12 protein-coding genes are annotated in these 17,213 nt (G+C 35.7%); 10 read left to right on the top strand and 2 right to left on the bottom strand.

Annotation, left to right across the window (positions count from 1 at the left end; all coding sequences use genetic code 11):
* Window positions 1–5: 5 nt before the first annotated feature.
* From BXY64_RS15845 to BXY64_RS15805, 9 genes are all read left to right on the top strand, one after another.
* Complete coding sequence (locus BXY64_RS15845; protein WP_120240949.1) at window positions 6–1,160, top strand: PSP1 domain-containing protein; 1,155 nt, start codon at window positions 6–8, stop codon at window positions 1,158–1,160.
* Window positions 1,157–1,630, top strand: coding sequence for a gliding motility lipoprotein GldH (locus BXY64_RS15840; RefSeq protein ID WP_120240948.1), 474 nt, complete (start codon window positions 1,157–1,159; stop codon window positions 1,628–1,630). Before BXY64_RS15845 ends, BXY64_RS15840 begins: the two co-directional genes overlap by 4 nt.
* An 18-nt stretch (window positions 1,631–1,648) precedes the next feature.
* A complete protein-coding gene (gene trmB / locus BXY64_RS15835; protein ID WP_120240947.1) occupies window positions 1,649–2,392 on the top strand; it encodes a tRNA (guanosine(46)-N7)-methyltransferase TrmB in 744 nt (247 codons plus the stop codon).
* The gene (locus tag BXY64_RS15830; RefSeq protein ID WP_120240946.1) at window positions 2,393–2,731 is read left to right on the top strand and encodes an MGMT family protein; all 339 of its coding nucleotides are present in this window, start codon (window positions 2,393–2,395) and stop codon (window positions 2,729–2,731) included.
* 233 nt (window positions 2,732–2,964) lie between these two features.
* A complete protein-coding gene (locus tag BXY64_RS15825) occupies window positions 2,965–4,062 on the top strand; it encodes an Mrp/NBP35 family ATP-binding protein (protein ID WP_120240945.1) in 1,098 nt (365 codons plus the stop codon).
* A 225-nt stretch (window positions 4,063–4,287) separates the two neighbouring features.
* The gene (gene porW / locus BXY64_RS15820; RefSeq protein ID WP_147376015.1) at window positions 4,288–7,869 is read left to right on the top strand and encodes a type IX secretion system periplasmic lipoprotein PorW/SprE; all 3,582 of its coding nucleotides are present in this window, start codon (window positions 4,288–4,290) and stop codon (window positions 7,867–7,869) included.
* A 27-nt stretch (window positions 7,870–7,896) separates the two neighbouring features.
* The gene (porX, locus tag BXY64_RS15815) at window positions 7,897–9,456 is read left to right on the top strand and encodes a T9SS response regulator signal transducer PorX (RefSeq protein ID WP_120240943.1); all 1,560 of its coding nucleotides are present in this window, start codon (window positions 7,897–7,899) and stop codon (window positions 9,454–9,456) included.
* A 21-nt stretch (window positions 9,457–9,477) separates the two neighbouring features.
* Window positions 9,478–9,894, top strand: coding sequence for a tRNA (adenosine(37)-N6)-threonylcarbamoyltransferase complex ATPase subunit type 1 TsaE (gene tsaE / locus BXY64_RS15810; protein ID WP_120240942.1), 417 nt, complete (start codon window positions 9,478–9,480; stop codon window positions 9,892–9,894).
* A gap of 94 nt (window positions 9,895–9,988) precedes the next feature.
* Window positions 9,989–11,212, top strand: a complete 1,224-nt coding sequence (locus BXY64_RS15805; protein WP_120240941.1) for an alanine dehydrogenase — start codon at window positions 9,989–9,991, stop codon at window positions 11,210–11,212.
* On the opposite strand, the gene BXY64_RS15800 is transcribed toward BXY64_RS15805, so the two are convergent.
* Window positions 11,198–12,061: an HAD family hydrolase gene (locus BXY64_RS15800; protein WP_120240940.1), complete on the bottom strand. Its 864-nt coding sequence runs from the start codon at window positions 12,059–12,061 to the stop codon at window positions 11,198–11,200. The two genes, BXY64_RS15805 and BXY64_RS15800, sit on opposite strands and share 15 nt — an antisense overlap.
* 70 nt (window positions 12,062–12,131) lie before the next feature.
* Window positions 12,132–15,581, bottom strand: coding sequence for a hypothetical protein (locus BXY64_RS15795; RefSeq protein WP_147376014.1), 3,450 nt, complete (start codon window positions 15,579–15,581; stop codon window positions 12,132–12,134).
* 139 nt (window positions 15,582–15,720) lie between these two features.
* Here BXY64_RS15795 and BXY64_RS15790 point away from each other — a divergent pair, with 139 nt between their 5' ends.
* On the top strand, window positions 15,721–16,950 hold the full coding sequence (locus BXY64_RS15790) for a 3-deoxy-D-manno-octulosonic acid transferase (RefSeq protein ID WP_120240938.1): 1,230 nt from the start codon (window positions 15,721–15,723) through the stop codon (window positions 16,948–16,950).
* Window positions 16,951–17,213: the final 263 nt, after the last annotated feature.

The following is a 17,213-nucleotide window of genomic DNA, read 5'->3' as shown; positions in this document are numbered from 1 at the left end:
TATATATGACAGAAAATAAGGAACCAAAAGGGAAATGCGCAGGCTGCGCATCCAATAAAAGAGACCATCGTCTTCTGGCTGGTAAGCTTGATGTTTACGATTGGTTGAAAGATGTTCCTGAAAGTGCACAATGTCCGGATGTTGTTGAAATAAAATTTAAGAATACTCGTAAGGGATTCTATTCAAATACAAATCAATTAAGATTACAAAGAGGTGATGTGATAGCAGTTGAAGCATCACCAGGACATGATATCGGTATTGTATCCTTAACAGGTGATTTGGTTGTGGAGCAAATGCGCAAACAAAAGCTTGATCCGAATACATACGAGGCAAAAAAAGTCTACAGAAAGGCAAAGCCTGTTGATATCGAAAAATGGCACGAAGCCATTGCACTGGAACACAAAACAATGATTAAAGCTCGCCAAATATCAGCTGAACTGAAGCTAGATATGAAAATTGGCGATGTTGAATATCAGGGAGATAAAACAAAAGCAATTTTCTACTATATCGCTGATGATAGGGTTGACTTTAGACAGTTGATTAAAGTATTGGCAGAGCAATTCAAAATCAGAATCGAAATGCGCCAGATTGGTGCAAGACAAGAAGCTGGACGAATTGGAGGAATTGGCCCTTGTGGTAGAGAGCTCTGTTGCTCAACCTGGATTACCAACTTTGTTTCGGTAACAACCAATGCAGCTCGCTATCAGGAGATCTCACTGAATCCTCAGAAACTTGCAGGACAGTGCGGAAAACTAAAATGTTGTCTGAATTTTGAGTTGGATTGTTATATCGATGCTCAAAAGGATTTCCCGAATACAAGCATTCCGTTGGAGACCAAGGATGGAACAGCTTATCATCAGAAGACAGATATTTTCAAGAGACAAATGTGGTATTCATTCGATAAGTTCAATTCGATGAATATGGTACAGGTTTCTGTTGATAGAGTGAAGGAAATTATCCGATTGAATAAGAAAGGAACTAAGGTTGATAAATTGATTTCTGAAAAATCAATTGACAACAAAAAATCCTTGGACTACGAAAATGTAGTAGGACAGGATAGTTTGAACCGATTCGATAAGAAGGAAAATCCGAATAAGCGAAGAGGAAAACGAAAATTCCGTCGTAAACCAAGAAAACCAAACAAGCCAACAAAGTCATGAACAAATTGATTTGGATTTTTTGCGTGGCAGTAATTGCACTGTCAACACAATCGTGCGATTCCAATCGTGTTTATGAAGAGTATAAAGAAATTCCTGATTATACCTGGAATATGAACAATACTCTTCGCTTTGAAGTTGATGTAACCGATACCATCAGTGTTCACAATTTGTATATCAATATTAGGAATACTGGTGGATATGCCTACAGCAATTTGTGGCTTTTTGTGAAGAGAACTTCGCCGGATGGAAATGTACTCGAAGATAAGTTCGAATGCAATTTGGCTACCGAAAAAGGAAAATGGTTTGGTAGCGGATTTGGTGATATTTTCGATTTAAGAATTCCATTCAAACAGAATGTGGTTTTTCAAAAATCGGGAATATACGTATTCGAAATTGTGCAGGGAATGCGCGATGAGGAATTGAAAGAAGTAGTGAATATTGGCTTAAGACTTGAGAAAGCAAATCAATAAAATTTTTAGCGTTTAGTCGTGGGAAAGAATAAATTACAGCGTTTTGCTGAGATGGATACATTTGATAATGTATTTCAACCAACTCATAAAGAGGTTTGGGAGACAAATTATCATTTGAAAGGAAAGTGGAATAAGGAAGTTTTTAAAAACGATAATCCAATTGTTTTAGAAGTTGGATGTGGAAAAGGTGAGTATACAGTAGGTTTAGCTCGTAAATTTCCGAATAAAAACTTTATAGGGATAGATATTAAAGGCGCAAGAATGTGGCGCGGTGCCAAAACGGCTATCGAAGAAGGCTTGGGCAATGTAGGATTTATCAGAAGCAAAGCAGAACTTCTTGAATCGATTTTTGAATCAGGTGAGATTTCTGAAATCTGGATTACATTTCCTGATCCACAAATGAAAAAGGAAAGAAAAAGACTTACCGGAACGCGCTTTCTGAAGCTTTATTCAAATCTTTTGACAAATGATGGTATTATTCATCTGAAATCAGATAGTAATTTCTTGTATGAGTACACTTCGTACGTGATTAAGGAAAACTCTCTTTCAGTTGATGTGGATACCAATGATTTGTACAACTCAGGAAAGGCGGATGATATTCTTTCTATTAGAACTTTTTACGAACAGCAATTTCTTGACAGAGGAATTCCAATTAAATACTTAAAGTTCAAGCTTGATGGGAAAACTGAATTTGTTGAGCCTGATGTTGAGATTGAATTGGATTGGTACAGAAGTTTCGGTAGAGAGAAGCGCAAACAATAAATGTCTGACCTTTACGATAAAATTTACGAAGTAGTTCGGCAAATTCCTGCCGGAAGAGCTACCAGTTATGGTGCAATTGCCAAGTTTGTTGGATCTCCAAGAGGTTCCAGAATGGTTGGATGGGCCATGAATCAATCACATGCTAGCGAAGCATATGTGCCGGCCCATCGGGTTGTAAATCGTTTGGGCATGTTGAGTGGAAAGTATCATTTTCCTGGCGAAAACTTAATGCAAGAACTTCTGGAAAATGAAGGAATTGTTGTGATTGATGACCAAATACAAGACTTCGACAAAATATTTTGGGATCCCATGAAAGAACTTGATTGGGATTCTATTTAAATTCAGTCTAAATATATACCTTTGTTGGTATCTTATCGAATTCAATATCAAATTGAAAGGAATTCGATTCAATACCGATTTTTAATCAGTAAAAGTCATTTATTCGTTTTTACTCTAAATGACTAACAGATTATATATCGGCATTTCAATTTAATATTTCATCGTTTTGCCAGGGGCTCACGCTGAAAGTTAAATTGTTTAAAAATATTTTAAAGAATTAATATTCATAAATCATGAGTTACACTCAAAAGCAAATTACGGACGCTTTAAAATTGGTTCAATATCCTGGTACCGATAAGGATATCATGGGGTTGGATATGGTTCGTAATATTAAAATTGAAGGAAAGAAAATTGGTTTCGATTTGGTATTCCAAAAATCAGACGATCCCAATATTGTTCCCTTGAAAAAAGCCTGTGTTTCAGCCATTTTAAAATTTGTTGATAGAGAAGCTGAAATAAAAGGAAACATTAAAGTAAAGGCGATGCATGTGGTTGAGGAACCAAAAGTTTTGCCAAAAGTTAAAAATATTATTGCTGTTGCATCGGGTAAAGGTGGAGTTGGAAAATCTACAGTGTCATCGAACTTGGCAGTTGCATTGGCGAAAGCCGGAGCAAAAGTTGGTTTGATTGATGCCGATATTTATGGTCCTTCAGTTCCATTGATGTTTGGAGCAGAAACAGCTCGTCCGAACCTAGTAAATGTTGATGGCAAGGATTTGATTGAGCCTCATGAGGCTTATGGTGTAAAGATGCTTTCTATTGGTTTCTTTGTTGATCCTGCCCAGGCAACTGTTTGGCGTGGACCAATGGCTTCCAATGCATTAAAGCAGATGATTGAAGAAGGAAACTGGGGAGAGTTGGATTACGTATTAATCGACTTGCCACCAGGAACCAGCGATATTCACCTTACTTTGGTACAAACAGTTCCTGTAACGGGAGCCATTGTGGTAAGTACTCCACAAGAGGTTGCTTTGGCTGATGCTGTTAAAGGAATTAGCATGTTCGAAGGACCAGGTGTTAATGTTCCTGTATTGGGTATGGTTGAAAATATGGCTTGGTTTACTCCTGCTGAGTTGCCAGAAAATAAATACTATATTTTCGGTAAAGATGGATGTAAAAAACTAGCTGAAGAAAAAGGAATTGATCTGTTGGGACAAATTCCTATTGTTCAAAGCATACGCGAAGGTGGCGATAATGGGAAACCTGCTGCTGTTAACGAAGATTCTGTAGTTGGTATGGCTTTCGCCGATTTGGCTGCTAAATTAAATGTAGCTGTTGATGCAAGAAACCAAAAATCAGCACCAACTGAGCGTGTGAAGCTTACACGATAAGGATATAAAACAGTACAAAGAGTAAAGGAGCATTATTGCTCCTTTTTTTATTCCCTGAATAGAACTATTTTTAGATTTTATTTAATAAATTTCAGTTTTTAGAATAATAAAAAACAACAGATAGCAGTTATACCATTTTGGGAATCTAATAAACTCAGAATAATACCAGTAGCCTTGGTGTATAAAACGCGAAGATTACGGTATTATCAAACAAAACATTTAGCCTTGACTCGTAAACTAATTCAACAAGCCTTAACGATAATAGCCATTCTGATTTTTGCATATGCATGTTCTAATCAGAAAAATACTTTCATGAGCCGCCAGTATCATGCTCTTACCACACATTACAACGTGTATTTTAATGGTAAAGAGAGCTTGAAGGAAGGCCAGCAGAAAATTAAAAAAGGACTTCAGGAAAATTATACCATTTTACTGCCTGTTTTTGAATATCAGGATCCAACTGCGAGATCTTTGTCTTTTTCGAACATGGATAGAGCATTGGAGAAAGCTACCAAAGCAATTAAAATTCACTCCATTACTCGTAAGCCGAAACGTAAAAAAGGGAATCAATCAGACAAATACAAAGAATTCCGTAAGAAGAAAGAATACAACAATTGGATTGATGATTGTTATCTGCTGATTGGAAAGGCACAATTTTATAAGGGAGAATATCATGTTGCCGAGAAAGCTTATGATTTTATCATGAGAGAATATCCTGAGTCGGATTTGGTTCCAGAGGCTAAACTTTGGAAGGCAGTTAGTTTAATTGATAGAGGTGAATTTATTTCAGGTGGTGAAATTCTGGAAAGACTTTCGAATGAAAACAGTTTGTCAAAAGATGATTTGGTTCGAATAGAAGCTTTACATGCCGATGCAGCAATTAGACAAGAGCAATTTGAAGATGCTATTCCTGCATTGGAAAGATGTATTTCCATATCGAAAAATAAACATGCAAAAGCAAGATATTACTATTTGTTGGCTCAAATTCACCAGAAGTTAGGTAACCCGAGCGAGGCATCAAGAGCTTTTCAGCAGTTGATTGATTTGAATGCAAACTATGAAATGACTTTTAATGCAAAAATCAGCCGAGCTTTATCGTATACAGGTGCCGAAAATGGAGAGGAAATAAGAAAAGGGCTACGCAAAATGTTGCGTGATGAGAAGAACAAGGAATACAAAGATCAGATCTATTATGCAATAGCCGAAATGGATGTTGTGGATGAGAATATGGAATCTGCGATTACCAACTATTGGGAATCAACAAAAGTGTCTTTGTACAATGAGAATCAAAAGGCAATTTCATTCTTAAAACTGGGTGATTATTATTTTGGAGAGGAAACTTACCCCAAAGCTCAAATGTGTTACGATAGTTCAATGACCTATTTGGGTAGCGATTATCCTAATTACAGAAAAATATCAGAAAGAGTTGGGAATCTTACCGAACTGGTGAATAACCTGAATATGGTTGTTCGCGAAGATAGCTTGCAAAGAGTTGCTTTAATGAGCAAGACGGACAGAGACAAGTTAATTAACAGCCTAATCAAGAAGATAAACGAGAAGGAGAGAGAAAAACGATTAATGGAAGCTGAAGCGCAGTCCGACAGAGCTTTCTTTAGTCAGAATAATATGTTGGGGAATAACAATTTCAATAGAAATCAAAGTCAGGGGAATTGGTATTTCTATAACCCAACAAATATAGGTTTGGGAAAATCGGAATTTCAACGCAAGTGGGGACGACGAAAACTGGAAGACAATTGGAGGAGAAAGAACAGATCCAATTCTTCAATTGAGGATATTGAGATTGCATTGGAGCAAGAGTCAGGAGATGGAATTAGTTCTCAGTCGAAGAAAAAAGACCCTAAGAGTAAAGAGTATTATTTGATGGATTTGCCAATGACAAAAGCGGCTATGGTAAAATCAGAGGAGAGAATTATGAAAGGATTATACCAAGCTGCATTGGTGTATGAAGAGAAACTGAATAATGAAGAGAAAGCACTTGAAAGTTTGGAGACCTTGTTGGAAAGATTTCCTGAAAATCCATATTTGCTTTCAACTTACTATCATTGTTATGCAATCAATAAATCACTAAACAGATATTCAAAATCAGATTTTTACAAGAATAAAATTTTAACTGAGTTTAAGAATAGTGAGTATGCAAAAGCTTTGAGTGATCCTAGTTACCAGTCAAAATTGGATGCTAAATATCAAAGAGCACATCAGCTTTATGCTCAGGCTTATGAGGATTTCCAGAACTACTACTATTTTAGAGTAGTTAAGACTTGTAATGAAGGTTTGTTAAGATATCCGGAAAGTGATCTTCGTCCAAGATTCTTGTTCTTAAGAGCATTGTGTGTAGGAAGAACACAAAATGTAAATGTATTTAAGCAATCACTTGAGCAGGTATTGGAGGCTAATCCTACTAAGGCAATCACTCAAACGGTTAAGGCAATTCTTGCCGGATTGGAGAAAGGTGCTACTCCTGTTATTTACACAGCGAAAGATATGGAGTTGGCCCGACAAAATAGATTACTTCGAAATTGGCGACTTGAAGATGAACAGGCAATGGTTGAGGTGAAGGATGATCAACCTAAAAAAGAAAAGCCAAAGAGTTTGTACAAATTTAAAGGAGATGAGGAACATTACTTTGTGTTAATGTTTTCTAAGCAGGATGGCGATCCAAACAGATCATTGTTTAATGTATCAAGATACAATGCAGATGCATATAACAGTCGTACTTTTAAAGTAGATCGTTTATCACTGAATAAGGATCACATCATGATCATGGTAAAAGGCCTGAAAGACAAAGAGGATGCGCTAAATTACTTTAACGGAATTATCACCAGCAATAAGGCGTTTAGTGGATTAGAGGATGTTGATTACAGAAATTTTATCATTTCTCAATCGAACTTTGAAATGTTGAAGCGAAGCAAGGACGTTGAGCAATACCTTAATTTTTACACAAAAAGCTATTTTAATGTAGAACGAAAATCAAAACAATCTACGGTTAAAAAGCAAGGTAAATTGGTGGCAGTAAACAACAATTTAGATTCTACAGCGTTTGTATTTAATCCGGCAGATAATCACAAGTTTATTCTTTTGGTTCCGGCACGAAAAGTTAATATCGGAAAGCTGAAAAATGATATTTACAATCATGACAAAGATTATAGCGTGTTAAAAGAGCAATACGATGCGGATTTAAATATGATTGTGGTGAACAACATTGGTTCGAAAAGTGATGCAATGAGCTATTTTAGAAGTTTGGTTTCAAATGATGCAATTTATACTCAGCTTGAAAAAGTTGATTACCGAAACTTTGTGATCAGTGAGGAGAATTTTAAGAAGTTTTATGTAGAGAAAACTTTGTTTCCATATTTGGATTTCTTTAAAAAGAATTACCTGGATGCGAATGATGTTGCTCCGGTTAAGAAAGAAGAGAAAGTTGTTCAGAAAGGATTGTATCAATTCAATGATAAATTGCCGCATTATTTCGCCTTGATTTATACAAGAGAGAATGTGAACAAGAAACAGTTGATTTCAGGAATTAAGAGATACAATACCGGACCATTAAAAATTGAAGTTCGTGAGCTGGATGATAAGCGTGATGTGCTATTGGTCGTGAACATGAGAAGCAAAAAGCAGGCAATGATGTATTTCCGTGCTATTGTTACCAATCGCGATTTGTTTGCGCCTGTGGAAAAAGTGGGGTATCGCAATTTTGTGATTTCCGATGAGAACTTTAAGGTATTTGAGAAAGATGGAGATACAGCAAAATATCTTCAGTTCTTTAAAAAATACTATTTGAAATAGATTTTAGGTTGATTTAATTGTGTAAGCGTGAAAGAAAATACGATACTTTGGGTTGATGATGAGATAGAGTTGTTAAAACCTCATATTATTTTTTTAGAGGAAAAAGGATACGAAGTAGTATCGTGTAATAATGCTTACGATGCCCTCGATTTGGTGAAAGAATCACACTTTGATTTGGTATTATTGGATGAAAATATGCCAGGAATGAGTGGATTGGAAGCGCTAAGTGAAATCAAATCGATTGATTCTGCCTTGCCTATTGTAATGATTACAAAAAGCGAGGAAGAAGATATCATGGATGAGGCTATTGGGAAGCAAATATCCGATTACCTGATTAAACCTGTGAACCCAAAGCAAATTCTGCTTACCCTTAAAAAGCACATCGATAAAAAGCGATTGGTTTCAGAGAAAACAACCATGGCTTATCAATCGAAGTTTGGGCAAATGGGAATGGAAATTAACGATTGCCGCAACTTTGAGGATTGGATGAAGATGTACCGAAAATTGGTGTTTTGGGAATTGGAACTTTCTAATATCGAAGATTCCGGAATGGATGAAATTCTAAAAATGCAGAAAACCGAGGCCAATAATCTATTCGCTCGCTTTGTAAAGAAAAATTACCTTTCCTGGATGGATCCGGATGAAGAGGATAAGCCATTGCTTACACCCAATGTATTCAAAGAAAAAGTTTATCCGCTTTTGGATCAGGGACAGAAGGTAGCCTTTATATTAATTGACAATTTGCGTTACGATCAGTGGCAAACATTGTATCCGGTAATAAGCAATTACTTTGTACTTGAAGATGATTCGATGTATTATTCTATTCTTCCAACGGCTACTCAGTATGCACGTAACTCAATGTTTTCTGGTTTAACTCCTTTGGAAATCAAAAAAAGACACCCACAGCATTGGATTGATGAGGACGAAGAAAGTAGCAAGAACATTCATGAAGAAGATTTTATAGGATTCCAACTGAAGCGTCATTATAAGGATTACACTTATCATTACGAGAAAATTAACAATGAAAAAATGGGAGCAAAGGTCTTGGATAATCTAAATTCCATTTTAAATTCTCAGTTAAGTGTTTTTGTATACAATTTTGTTGATATGCTTTCTCACGCCAGAACCGAAAGTGAAATGATTCGAGAATTGGCTGCAGATGAGGCTGCATATCGATCATTAACATTATCATGGTTCGAGCATTCAATGTTGCTAGAGTTGATTAAAAAGCTATCGGAACAGAATGTAAAACTCGTAATTACTACCGATCACGGTTCAATTCGTGTGCAAAATCCGGTTAAAGTAATTGGTGACAGACAAACCAATACCAACCTGCGTTACAAACAAGGAAAGAACTTGAATTACAAGTCGAAAGAGGTTTTTGAGGTTACAGAACCACGAAAAGCGAACTTACCGCAAGTAAATGTTAGTTCTTCTTATATCTTTGCATTTGGGGAGGACTTTTTAGCTTACCCGAACAATTTTAATTATTACAGCTCTTATTATCGAAATACTTTCCAACATGGAGGAATTTCTTTGGAAGAGATGATTGTTCCACTGGTTACTTTAAGTCCTAAGAAAAATTAAAACACAAAGGTTTAGCAGGAAATGACGGAATTAAAAATCAATTCGCTGGAAGATATTAACTCTGTTGCAGCTGAATTTATTAAGCTGGTAGGAGATAAGAGAATTTTTGCAATGCATGGTGCAATGGGTGTTGGAAAAACAACATTTGTAAAAGCCATTTGCGAAGAAATGGGAGTGCAGGATACCATAAATAGTCCAACCTTTGCCATTGTAAACGAGTATCATACGGCTAAAGAAAATATAATCTATCATTTTGATTTCTATCGAATTGATGATGTTCAGGAGGCTTATGATTTTGGGTACGAGGATTATTTTTATAGTGATGCCATGTGCTTTATTGAGTGGCCTGAAAAAATTGATTCTATTCTTCCTAATGATACTGTTGAAGTTCACTTCAATGAAGAAGCGGATGGTAGCAGAAGTATTCGCATACTTTAATGAGAAATAGTATAAGCTGAAAAAAGGCAAAAATTTCTTAAATTGTAATGGCTTACCCAAAGTAAGTATTCCATTAAATATTACAATATAGCATATGGCGCCGTTAAGTGAAGGATCAAAGAACTTCCCACTAGGTCATGAATTCTATCAACCTAAGGAAGAAATGTTGGAATTAGAACGCCGACGCAAACAATTGGTTATTGGTATCCCCAAAGAGGAATACCGTGGTGAAAATCGTGTTTGTCTTACTCCGCAATCAGTGGAGTTGTTGGTAAACAATGGCCATGAAGTGGTTCTAGAGCGAGGAGCTGGTTTGGCATCGAACTATACCGATAAAGAATACAGCGAAAACGGTGCATGTATTGTTCTTGAAAAAAAAGAAGTATATCAGTGTGATACCATTATGCAGGTATCACCATTTTCAAGTGCCGAAATCGATATGCTTCGAGGCAATCAAATCTTATTTTCGGCTCTTCAAATCAAAAGTCAGTGTGGCGAGAATGTTCGCAAGTTGATGCAGAAGAAAGTAACTGCCATTGCCTTGGAACTGGTTAAAGATCGAGATAATTATTACCCAGTGGTGCGATCAATGGCAGAGATTGCCGGTATTTCATCCATTATGATTGCCGGTGAGTATTTAAGTAAGGCACATGGTGGAAAAGGTGTTATGCTGGGTGGCATTACTGGAATTACACCAACCGAGGTTGTAATATTGGGTGCCGGTACTGCTGCTGAATATGCTACTCGGGCTGCTCTTGGTCTGGGCGCAATGGTTAAGGTCTTCGATGATTCCATTTATCGCTTGCGCAGATTGGAAGATCATTTGGGACACAGAGTCTTTACTTCCATTTATCATCCTCAGGTACTTGAAAAAGCTTTGGCTTCTGCAGATGTGGTAATTGGTGCAATTCGAAACCATAAAGAACATGTAGGTTATATGGTAACCGAAGAGATGGTTGAGAATATGAAAGCAGGCTCAATTATTATTGACTTAAGTATTGATCAGGGAGGATGCTTCGAAACCTCTATGCTGACGAATCACAAAGATCCGGTTTACAAGAAATATGGTGTACTTCACTATTGTGTTCCTAATGTACCATCGCACGTGGCTCGAACAGCATCATTGGCATTGAGTAATATTTGTGCTCCATTATTGCTGAATATTGGACAGAATGGCGGCGTTCATAAATTTATTAAAAACGATATGGGGCTTCGTAAAGGTGCATATGTGTATCGTGGTATTTTAACCAACCGAAGATTGGGAGATACTTTTGGAATCCTTGCAAAAGATATTGATTTGTTATTAGCGGCCATGTAAGTCTTTAAGCATTGTTTTTGAGCATTCACTTAAAACTTTCTGTACGGCTATAGCAAAACCATCTTTAATTACACTTTCGGTTATTTGGTATTTGTCTTTTAATTCATGTGGCGCATTGTCAACAACATAGCTGTGTTTTCCCCATTCCAAAAGATCAATGTCGTTGTAGTCGTTACCAATAACAAAAGAATTATTTGCACTTATTTTTAACCTATTGCACAGCCATTCGCAGCCATGACCTTTCGAAATGTGCAAGGGGAATATCTCCATCCAAATGGATTCATGATCCAAAGGAGAGGTAGCTCTAATGATTTTAATGTCATCAAACTTGGTTTTTAGCTCTTCAAACCACGCTTCTTTGTTTGGCAGAATTGCCAAAATTTGGCAAGCATCTCGCTTTGTGTCTTGAATGTTGCCCACTGGTGTAGAAAATTGTTTGTACAGATTTAATCTTCTGTCGAAATCTAAATTTTTATTTCCCGTTTTATAATACCAGAATTGATGATTGTTAGGGATTGGATCTAAAATCATAAAGTCAATTTCATGATCAATTAAGATTTTGGAAAGTTCCAGTACTTCTTCAGCTTCAATTTGCTGTGAGTAGATTAATTCCTTGCTTTTCCAATTCATGATTCCTGCACCAGAAGAGAAAATTAGATAATCGATAGGGAAATCTTCAGGCAAAACAGCCATGGCAGAATATAAAGTTCGTCCTGTGGCAATCACTCTTGTAATCCCCGATTCCTTAAGTTGTTGTAAGCACTCGTAATTTCTTTTACTAACCTCACCCATTGATGGTAGCAAGGTTCCATCTAAATCGCTTACTACAATTTTAATCTGATCTGTCATAAATTTCTACTTTACCTAACAGCTAAAATTACATTTTTAAGTTGAAAGATAATTACAGAATCGAGTTTAATTAAAAATAAGCTCTCAACTCCATGCTGCCTACATGTATGGTTTTTCCCCCTTCACTTTGACGACCGCTATAGGAAATATTCATTTGAAAGACTTTAGATAGTTGTTGGTTGTAAGCCAGATTCCAGGTTGAGTTGTTTCCAGGTAAAAATCCTTCCAACATTTCGTAGGCTATAGAAGTATTTGAATCAGAATTGTATTCCAGATTTAGGTAATTGATTGCAGCCTGAAGTTTTCCGGTTTTTGTTAATGCATATTGACAATTGGCTCCAAGATTATGAGTTTTTGATTCTTCGCTTGATAGTTTGTTGTCTTTTTGCTGATAAGTGTAGCTTAAGCCAAATTGAAATACAAGACTGGTTTGAAATTTTAATTGGAGCTCGTTTTTGATCTCCTTTAAGCGATAGTTTTGATTGGAAAATCCTTCCTGATAAAGGCTCTTTGTGCCGAAATCGATACGATTCGAAATTTGACTCGATTTGCCAATGTTCCATTTGTAGCGGAATCCGTTCTGTTCTAACTTGCGTCTCTCAAATCCTTGCGTAAGCAATTGTTTGTTTCTGCTACTTAAATGAATAATATCCCAATTGGTTTTCGATTTGGGTTTTCGGTACGAGAAAGTATTCTGAAAGCTTGAGTTCACAGTAATTAAATTTTCGTCTGAAGTATGTGATTGGAATGGATTAGCGTAAAGATTAAAATCATTTTTTAAACTTTTTTTAGACAGACGATAAGCAAAGCGATTGCTAAATCGGGAAATGAACGAACCAATGCTCGATTTTGCTTTTATACGCTTAAATCGCAAATTAAAGGTTTGTCTAAAATCGCTGGTATAAACTTTATTGTAATTGTTCGTATTGGTGGCTATTCTAATGTAGTTGGCTTCATCTTTAAATGAGGCGATTTCGAATTCATTAAGCTCTTTTATGTTGTTGTTGTTGTAATCGGTCCAACGATAAACTCCTCTTCCATCATTCACTTCAATGTAGGAATACTCTTTTTCGCTTTCTAGTCCTGATCCCAATTCGTAGTAAGTAGAAGTCTGCAGTAATCCTTTTTTAACTTTGGCCTGATGTTCCAGTTTTCCAAGAAATGTATTTTCCGGTTTTTCGTTGCCAATAGCTTTTTCACTGATCTTTAATCGTCGGTAAATACTTTCGATTTTTAATTGGTGCTTCCTGTTTTTTTTAAGCCATATTTTACCACCAAAATCCTCTGATTCACTTTGGGTTTTTAGCTCATTATCCAGAGGAAGAAAGTCTTTTCGTTTGCGGTAATAGGCTTGAAATTGATTTTTAGTTGAATCCTGATTTTCGATATAGAACTTATAAGAATAAAAGGAGAAGCTACTAGCCAACAGGCTTTCACTTTCGGAATTTTCAATCTGATTGTTTTCATTTTCGGTTTCAACACCAATTTTGGCAATTTTTGTTGAGTACGCAGCATTCAATGTGTGTCTATAAAATTTGCTTTCCAGATTATTCTGATCAGTAGTTAATAAATTACCATTGAACTGTATAGAATACCTGTTTTTCTGATAAGCTAAGTTTAAATTTTGATTAACACCTTTATAATCAGATTCTCTTTTTAGTACAGATATATTATGAGTGATTGAACCCCAATTTGCATTGTTGAATTGATTTACCAGGGCAATGTGGTTTTCGTTGCTTTTATTGGGACTTTCTTCAATATTCCAATCTCTATTGAATTCCACTGACCTAAAATTCTCTATTTGCTCAAAGTTTTTTTGAATAAAATGCATGTTGAGCTGAGTATTCAAAAATTTAGTAGTGTCAGCAATTAAAGTTTTTTTAGCCAAGGAAAATTCTACTGCAATTCCCTGATTGTCGCCATCGTCAATGGTGGAAAACGTATTTATATCCTTATTGCTTAAGGCGATTTCAAATCGTGAATTGAAAGTTTGTGATAGGTCGTAATTGGCTCCTAAACTAATCATTTGTTGCTTTTGTGGAGTAATCAACTTCGATACCGGAGCATAATCGCCTTGTGCCACTCCATCTATTGGATCAACCCATTGATAAACTCTACCATTGGCTACGCTATTAATCTGAATGTAATTCCCTCTATTGCTTCCAACAAAGGAGAAGTTTACCCTGTATATTGCTTCTTCTGGTATGGTAGAGTATTCGTATACAGAGTAAGTTATTTCGGCTACAGTTTTGGCAATTTTTCGGTATAGAACAAAATCATTAGAATATTCCACCACCTCTTCGTTAGGAACGATGGCTAAATTAAGATTATCACCAATATTACTTAATAGTTGTTTGTCTTTCTGGCTTAAGGTTTGATCCAAGGGTTGATTTTTACTATCCTGCTCATGATAAATATTAAACCAAATTTTTCCATTCTTAGTTTTGTACTCATTGGTATTAAAAATCAGGTAACGAGAATAGTTCTCTTCAGAATATTCAAACTCCACAACTATACGAGAATTTCTTGTTATTGGCTGTTGGGTAGTAAAACTCAGTTTCGCAGTGTTGTAATTGATCACATAATCGTAGTTTTCTCCGCGCATTAACTTTTTACCATCTACAAATACTTTTTCCGAACCCGCCAGAACTACAATATAGCTTTCATTATTCACACCAGTTAATCGGTATGGACCTTGAATTCCTTCCGATCCTGGAATTTCCATTCTTCTGAATTTCCCTTTGGCGATTGAAGTACTAATTGTTGATTTCAACTCATTGCCATTTTTGTTTTTGCTAATCAAACCAGAAAACTTCCCTCCTTGCACTTTTTTATAAAAGCGCATAAAATTTCCTTCCGGCGATTCTATTTCGTAATCACCAAGGGTAAGTTCTTTGGTATCATTAAAAAGCTTGATGTAGATTCTATCAAAATCCTGAATGGATTGTGTATTTCCATCGGGTTGAATAGGGATGTTATTGTCGGAAATGGCTGCGAGAATATTAACATCATCACTCAATTTACCTGATAACTGAAGGTTTAAATTAGAGCTGGTGACCACATCCTGATTGTTTCCATATGAAATGCCTCTGGAGTAATTTCCTTGCTTTTGCAACTTACGATCATTGAGAATACCTCTGTTGCTATAATCTCTTACAGTTGAAAATGCTCTTGGTCTTGCATCTCCTGCCAAATTAATTTGGGAGATGTCTCTCGTGTATATCGGTTTACGGATATTGTAATTGTAAATTCTATATTTAACGAGGATTGAATCGTTGATTTCCTTTAGTTTAGGACTGCTGATCAATTCTCCTTTAGATGAATTAATCCGATACCAATCCTTTTGTATCTCATTCGTATTATGGAATAGTTTTACGGTAGATGGTAAAATAATTAAGGAGTCAAGCTGTATGGTATCTCTATTGACTAAAATTTTTTTCGTTCTTAGATTGTTTTGAGCGAATCCGATCTGCTTAAGACCGAAACAAAGAAGTAATATGATGAGAATCCGAAGTTTCAATAGAAGATTTTCTTTAAACTGACTTTAGGTATTAAATGATTCGTTTCCTTAATAACGAAATCTGATCTTTAAAATTATTAGTTTTGTAGAGAATAAATATAGCGAAGCTGTTCCGTTAAACATTAATTTTTTTTCAAATATGGTTCTTTTTTATAACCTGTCGATTCGGTTGTATGTTCTTTTAATTAGAATTGCTGCATTTTTTAACCTCAAAGCCAAACAATGGGTTGTTGGAAGAAAGAATGTATTTGCAAAACTTCAGGAGGCAATTCATGGTGAAGAAGATATTATTTGGTTTCATTCTGCCTCTTTGGGAGAATTTGAGCAAGGAAGACCAGTTATTGAGAGTTTCAAGGAGAAATATCCAAACAGTAAAATTCTACTAACATTCTTTTCACCGTCGGGTTATGAAGTTCGAAAAAATTACGAAGGAGCTGATTATATTTTTTATTTGCCACCAGATTTTGCCAGTAATGCAAAACGTTTTATGGATATCGTGAATCCAAAAATGGCATTTTTTATCAAGTATGAGTTTTGGCATCACTATCTTAAAGAGTTGAAGAGAAGAAATGTGCCAACTTATATCTTCTCTACGATTTTCAGACCAGATCAATTGTTTTTTAAAGAATATGGAGGTTTTCACAGGAGAATGTTAAGTGCATTTACCCATTTGTTTGTGCAGAACCAGGAATCGGTTGATTTATTAAATGGTATTGGTCTTTCGAATGTAACACTTACTGGTGATACCAGATTCGATCGTGTATATACAATTGCAACCAGATCTAAAGCTTTGCCAAAGGTGGAAGGATTTGCACAGGGTAAGGAGGTTCTTATTGCAGGCAGCACCTGGCCAAAAGATGAAGAGAATATCATCAAATATTTAAATGAGACTAAAAATTCTTACAAATATATTATTGCTGCACATGAAGTGGATGAAGATCATATTAACAACATCACTTCTAAAATTCAAAAAACATGGGTGAGATATACTAAGGCAACAAAAGAAGAAATTGATGCTGCAGAAGTATTGGTAATTGATTGTATTGGTGTTTTGTCTTCCTTGTATAGATATGGAACCGTTTCCTATATCGGAGGGGGATTTGGAAGAGGAATTCACAACACTTTGGAAGCAGCGACCTTTGGATTGCCCGTGATATTTGGACCAAATTATCACAAATTTCAGGAAGCAAAAGATCTTATTGAAATAGGCGCTTCAAAATATTATGAAAATTACTCTGAATTGAAAAAACTTCTTGATATCTTCTATGAAAATTCAGAAAAAAGAAATTATTCAGGGCTTCAATCTAAAAATTACGTAGATAGAATGCGTGGAGCAAGCGATAAAATTTTATCGGAAATTCAGGTCTGATTTATTGTCTTTTTTGGATACTCAGCTTTTACTGGGGGTGCCACGTTTTTGCCTTTATAATTTTATAAATCGCCTTAAAATTGTGATGAACGGATTTGTTTAAATCGAGAAGTTTTATTATCTAAGAAAAGGTGTAAGTTTTTCTTTTTGGACAACTTTTTAAAAAAAATAAAAAATTAAAAGCCATTAAATCAATAAATTAACATATTTTTGTGGATAACTTTTCATTAAAAAAAGATTTTGTTGTTGTACGGTAAGTGTGC

It is taken from the genome of Marinifilum flexuosum, assembly GCF_003610555.1.
In the GTDB taxonomy this organism is placed as follows: Bacteria; Bacteroidota; Bacteroidia; order Bacteroidales; family Marinifilaceae; genus Marinifilum; species Marinifilum flexuosum.
Note: the sequence above shows the minus strand (reverse complement) of the source record. Positions and strands in the feature narration are given on the sequence as shown.